The sequence below is a fragment of the Myxococcus sp. XM-1-1-1 genome, from assembly GCF_020037095.1.
Lineage (GTDB): Bacteria > Myxococcota > Myxococcia > Myxococcales > Myxococcaceae > Myxococcus > Myxococcus fulvus.
The window spans coordinates 264,176-270,230 of the sequence record NZ_JAIQDH010000012.1 but is presented as its reverse complement, the minus strand read 5'-3'; the positions used below and the strand labels follow the sequence as shown (position 1 = coordinate 270,230).

Annotated in this window: 4 protein-coding genes; 3 read left to right on the top strand and 1 reads right to left on the bottom strand. The window is 62.1% G+C overall.

Features of this window, described 5'->3' with window-relative positions:
* The first annotated feature begins 100 nt into the window (after window positions 1-100).
* Window positions 101-769 carry a DUF5131 family protein gene (locus K8640_RS23800; protein WP_370640385.1) on the top strand — a complete coding sequence of 223 codons (669 nt, stop codon included), beginning with the start codon at window positions 101-103 and terminating at the stop codon, window positions 767-769.
* A 63-nt stretch (window positions 770-832) separates the two neighbouring features.
* Here K8640_RS23800 and K8640_RS23795 read toward each other — a convergent pair whose 3' ends face one another.
* Entirely contained in the window at window positions 833-2,356 is a 1,524-nt protein-coding gene (locus K8640_RS23795; RefSeq protein ID WP_223749135.1) for a hypothetical protein, read from the bottom strand.
* A gap of 1,152 nt (window positions 2,357-3,508) precedes the next feature.
* On the opposite strand from K8640_RS23795, the gene K8640_RS23790 reads away from it, so the two are divergent.
* Together K8640_RS23790 and K8640_RS23785 are read left to right on the top strand one after the other, a co-directional pair.
* A complete protein-coding gene (locus K8640_RS23790; RefSeq protein WP_223749134.1) occupies window positions 3,509-4,714 on the top strand; it encodes a DNA cytosine methyltransferase in 1,206 nt (401 codons plus the stop codon).
* Entirely contained in the window at window positions 4,689-6,053 is a 1,365-nt protein-coding gene (locus K8640_RS23785) for an McrB family protein (protein WP_223749133.1), read from the top strand. Before K8640_RS23790 ends, K8640_RS23785 begins: the two co-directional genes overlap by 26 nt.
* The last annotated feature ends 2 nt before the right edge of the window (window positions 6,054-6,055 follow it).

The window sequence follows — 6,055 nt, the reverse complement described above, 5'->3', positions numbered from 1 at the left end:
GCCCCTGCTCCCTCTTCCCGCGCACTTCCCGCCTGCCCGCCCTTCAGCCTGATCGAGAATCACGAACTTCGGTTTAGGCTATGCCCCCAGTTTCGAGAAGGTGACACGCTTTCCAGGGCGGGTGAGAAAGGCCGCGGCATGGCGTTCCCTCACTGGCCTGCGGCGCCTGGACAAGCCGTGGTTGGACGGGATGCCACGGCTCATCTTTGTCTCGGATATGTCGGACGCTCTTTCGCAGGTGGTATCCTTCGAGTACCTGGAGGACGAAGTCATCAGCACGGTGGAGAGCCCCGCTGGCCAGCAGCACCACTGGTTGTGGCTCACCAAGCGCCCGGCACGGATGAGGGAGCTCTCTCGCTGGCTTCAGAGGCCGTGGCCAGCCAACTTGTGGGTGGGCACGAGTATTACGGGCCGTCAGTCCCTCGGCCGCATTTGCTCATTGCTGGAGGTGGGGGACGAGCGGACTATCCGCTTCCTGTCCATCGAGCCCCAGTGGGAAGGGATTGACCTTGGGGAGTGGCTCTCGCGCCTCGATTGGATAATCCAGGGTGGGCAGTCCGGGAAGAACTCTCCTGCTTTCGACTTAGCCTGGGCGCGCGCGATGCGAGACGCCTGCAAGAAGGCCCGTGTCCGGTACTTCCTCAAGCAACTCGGCGCCAACGTCCGGGACGGCACTGCCGTGCTCAAATTACGAGATCGGCACGGTGGGGACTGGGACGAGTGGCCCACAGATTTGCGGATACGTCAGTTCCCCTTGGAGCTGTCGTGAATCGGGAGCAGAAATAGCCGAGGTTTCTCGCCTTGGTGAAGTCACCATGAAAACCCTGAGTGTCTACAGCTTAAACTCCTTCATGCCACGCTGGTAGGTGCGGTAACTCAGAGGAAGCTTGAACTTGGACTTTAACAGCTCAATGTAAGCCGCCTCGTCCTTGTCGGCGATTGCCGGAGCAACCACGACGAGTTCAGAGGCTGTTGCTTCAGAAAATTGATCGAAGTGGGCGTACTCAAGCAGCTGCCCGAGCGCTTGTCGGAGCGCGAGTCGAGCGTTGGGCGCCGTCTTCAGTTCGATGAAGACGTTCCTGTTTGGGAGACGCACCTTCAGGTCGACGTGGTTCTCCTCCATCGATACCGCATCATCGCCGTATTGCTCAATCAGGAGGTCACGGAGTTCCTCCTGGAGAATGTTGTGCACTGGGTCGTAGGATGAGGAGCCGCTTCCGGACTTGTGGATGGTCTTCGTCGACTTTTTCTCGACGCCATTCTTCTGGCGCTTCCTAGTTGATAGCGGGATCGCCGCACCCTTGAAGTCGGCTGTCAACTCGTCGTTCCAATGGCCGAGCCGGTACTTGATGTAGCGGTCTTTTAGAATCGACGTGGCGGGAGTCCGGTGAGGCGCGAAGTAGGTAGCATTTTCAGGGCGGAAGCGAATGTTGAAACGGTTTATGGCATCGCCCGCAAGGCCCTGCGGATTCCCTTCGATCTCGAGCACCTGCTGGATCATCTCCTTCGTCCAGCCTCGCTTCTTGTACCCTCTGCTTGCTTCCTCCGCTTGGTCCTCAGTGAGCACCTCGCAAGACTGGAGCTCGCCAACATAAAAGCGCTCCCCACCTGGCGCGATGGTGAACAGCCTGATACGGATTTTCTGTCCTTGGAGCCGCGCCCAAGAGGGGCGGATCGGCTGCAAATAGGCGTAATGGAAGCCGTCGAGCACCCACGCTAGATTGAAGAGCCACTCCTCGTGGCCAAAACTATACTCCGTCGCGTACGTATTGGTTTCGAGTGTCTTCGCCTCGCCCGTTGGATGAACCCACCCAGCGGAATTCCAGCAGAGTCTCGCTAGGTATGTCGGAAGTTCCGCTCCAATGTCTGTTTCCATGTTGCCCCCATGCGCAAGCTCGTCCTCAAGGTCGTCGAGGTCGAGCATGTAAGACGAGGGGAATTCAAGCACCAGACGGATGCGCTTGTTCTTGTTTCCACCTCCACTGATGGCGCCTGGGGCTCGGCCGACGAGTGCCTGGGCCGCACTCAATGCTCTCCGCAGAGCGGGGATGTCCGATTCGGCGCCGAGGACAATAGGGTAAGCGCGACCGCGAAGGGCGAGACGCCGCTCGTCGGGAGTAAGACTGACGGTGTCGCGAGACGCGAGCGCGGCGTCTACAAGAGACGCTCCGAGGTTACGAAGGCGCTCAAGCAGCACCTCAAGGCCTTGACGGTAATCGGTGTTCCGTGTGCCACCTCCGCTGCTTTCGAAAACTACGGATGCCTTCCCCTCAAAAGGCTCGACATGGAAAGTGGCGTCGAGCTCGACTCCATCCGCACTGATGACCTTTCTGTTTTCGTATTTGGGCTCGGGCATGTCGCCTCTCAGGACTCGGTCCATGGGCGGGGCGGCGTTATTGGCCCCAAAATATGGAGTTCAAATCCTACTGCCGGGAGAGGAATGCCCACCAGGGGAGAGCCGACAGCGCCTGCGCGTCCTGGCTTATTGTAGAGCGACATCAGGAGTTGACCCACCTCCATTAATGTTGCGCCCCTTCTTCTAGCTCCTGGCAGTCCGTCGCAGGTGCTGCATCTGCAGCGCCGTCCAGGGCAAGCCCGCTTTCACGAGTCGCTACGCACCGACAGCGTCCTCTCTGCGGCGCAGTGTCGCTGACTGCGTGAGGCGCCCCACCGCGATGTGGTCGGTCGCAAAGTTACTGTCGTCGAGGAGGCAATTTTGCTGTCGCTCTACACCGGCACGACAGCGAGTCGACAGGTTTGGCCACGCTCTTCGTGAGGGCCGCTTCGTTGCATTCGGTCTTGACCGTTGCCCATGGGAAACCTCCGGCTACCCCCGTTGTTGGAGCAACAGGAGGTCACCCATTAGGTCTTCCGCGTGGTGGATGTGGTGCCAAGTGGGCTGTCCGCGCACCGCCTGTTCCTCAAGAACTCGTGCCCATTGCCTCTGCGGAGTCGCCCATACAACCGCCCACGCCGTCCACTCCCATCTGCAGGGCCGGTGGTCCGGCCTGCGGCCCTCGTCGGGGCGACGATCCTGGCCTCCGCAGCCGTCATTGTCCTGGGGCGGGGCGTCTCCCGTCCAGTCCACCAAAGCAGTTTGAAGCCACCGCACCAAAAGTGGTGCCAACGCCCACGCCCGCAGTGCAAACTGACGCACCCACCATGCCCACTCCGGCGACGACTCCTGGGGAAGACCCGAGCCCGACGCCGTTCACCTCCGCTCGGAAGGAAGGGGCTGATCCGCCAACCTACCTGCACGGTGTAAGAGCCGACGGCCACGATGCCGCAGGCCAACTTCCGCTAGAGCGTGACCCAGTGAAGCGCTATCGGTGGTGTGGGCGTCGGCGGTCCACCTGCAAAGTTGCCGTGTCAGCCTGCTCGGGTAGCTTGAGCGGACGAATTCGAGTCCTCTGGCTCGAACTGGGCGTGAAGGAGAATGGGCGTGAGTGCTAAGCGTAGAGGGGTCAAGAAGGCGAGGGGAGCGGCGCGGCGGGACACTGCTCAGGTCTTGGAGCTTCCACTCTCGGGCGATCGCTTGAAGGTGGCCGGCCTCTTCGCTGGCATCGGTGGCCTGGAGCTCGGCCTCAAGATGGCTGGGCACCAGTCCTCGCTCCTCTGTGAAATTGACGAATCTGCAGTCCGGGTGCTCCAGGCACACTTCCCAGGAGTTCCTCTGGAACGCGATGTCCGCGACGTGCGCGATCTCCGGGACGCGGAGTTGGTGGCGGCTGGGTTCCCTTGCCAGGACCTGAGTCAGGCGGGGCGGACAGCCGGTATCAGTGGCTCCCGCTCTGGCCTGGTCAGCGAGGTCTTCCGGCTGCTGAAAACGTCCAAGCCCCGGTGGCTCCTGCTGGAAAATGTCTCCTTCATGCTGTCCCTCGATAAGGGCAGCGCGATGCGTTACTTGACCACTTCGCTGGAAGAACTCGGCTACCGATGGGCCTACCGTGTGGTTGACACGCGCGCATTCGGACTTCCCCAGCGCCGCCAGCGCGTGCTGATGCTGGCCTCCCAGACGGACGACCCACGCAACGTCCTTCTTGCCGACGATGCAGGCGAGCCCGAGATGCCCGACTTTCGGGGCCGGCCATGCGGCTTCTACTGGACTGAGGGCCTCAAGGGGCTCGGCTGGGCAGTGGATGCTATCCCCACCATCAAGGGTGGCTCCACGCTGGGCATTCCCTCTGCCCCCGCCATTTGGATGCCGTCGGGCCTCGTAGGCACCCCCGACATTCGTGACGCTGAGCGCCTACAAGGCTTTTCCGAGGATTGGACGGCCCCCGCCGTCGATACCCCGGCGCGCAAGAATGGGCCCCGATGGAAGCTCGTTGGCAATGCCGTGAGCGTGCCCGTGGCCCAGTGGGTCGGCTCCCGATTGCGAGAGCCGGGGCAGTACGAGCCCTCGGCGGAGACCCCACTCCCTTCCAGGGCTCGCTGGCCCCGGGCGGCATGGGGCGAAAAAGGACGGGTTGTTCGGGTAGACGTCTCGGAGTGGCCCACCCGTCGTGCGACACCTGGCCTCGCCCGCTTTCTCCGGTATCCGCTCATACCGCTCTCGGCAAAGGCGACAGAAGGTTTCCTCAAGCGGGCGCGCGCGAGTAGCCTCCACTTCGAGGAGGGCTTCCTGGAGGCAGTGGAAGCGCATTTGCGCAAGATGCTCCAGGAGGCGGCACGCTCGCACCGTGGACATGGCTCAGTCGCAGCAGGCTCTTGAGGAACTGAAGGAGCAGTTGAAGGGAGTCAACCCGAGCTCCACCAGTACGACTCGGTACAACAAGTTCCGGCAGTGGATTTCGGAGACCTTCGGTTCTCCATTCGACCTCACCTACATTTCAACGGTGAGCGGTGCCAGCAAGAACCTGGGAGTGCGGTTCAGGCAGGCCAACGCCGCCACGGCGAATCAATGGGAGCTCGGAGTGGCGGTCACACGCCTTGCGTCGGAGCTTCCCCAGCTCATCCGGGCCGCGAAGAAAGCTGTAGGGCCTGCTAGGCCAGCGCTCCTCAAGGCGCTGATCGTTTGTGTCCGGCCCGACGATGGCGACCCCTATGTCGCTGCTTTGGTGGAGCCAGAGCACGGGCGCTACGAGGAGACCTTCCGCCTCCTGTTCCCGGATGCAGCGGTGGAGCGCCCAGAGCCGATGAGCGGCGAGGTGACGCTTCCGCCTCCCCGTCCCCCTCTGCCTCCGGGTCAGATCCTCTCCGATGAGGACGTAGAAGAACTCGCCGCTCAGCTCGGAGCCGAGCTGTCCTGGGTGCAGGACGTGCGCTGGGGTCTACAGACGAAGCAGGCCATCGTCTTCTACGGACCACCCGGCACCGGGAAGACGTTCATCGCCCGGGCATTGGCCGAGCGCATTCAACCGGACGTGGAGCGCCGGGCATTTCTCCAACTGCACCCGAGCTACGGGTACGAGGAGTTCTTCGAGGGCTACCGACCGTCGCCCGCGGAAAATGGACTCTCCCTCACCAAGCAGAGTGGACCCCTCCGTCGACTGGTGGATCTCGCGGAGGAGGACCCCTCGCAACCTGTCATTCTCGTTTTGGACGAGATGAACCGGGGCAACCTCCCCAAGGTATTTGGAGAGCTCTACTTTCTTCTGGAGTACCGGGACGCCTCCGTGTCCCTCATGTATTCGCCCGACGAAGATTTTCGGCTCCCACCGAACCTCTACATTGTCGGGGCGATGAACACAGCCGACCGCTCTATCGTCCTGCTCGATCAGGCGCTGCGCCGACGGTTCCTCTTCATGGGGTTGTTTCCCGGGCAGCCGCCGGTCCGCGACATGCTGCCACGCTACTTGGACCGTCATGTCCCCCATATGGCATGGACGGCGCGACTGCTCGACCTGGTCAACACGAAACTCGGCGACCGGAACATCGCCATCGGCCCCAGCTACTTCATGAGGCCCGACCTGAGCGACTCCGTCCTGCAGCTGGTGTGGAAGTATTCAATCCTACCAACGCTGGAGGACCTCTTGTCCGGCGAGCCCGAGCGCTTGGCAGAGTTCTCCCTGGAGCGCCTGACGGACGAGCTGAACAGGCCGACGACCTAGCC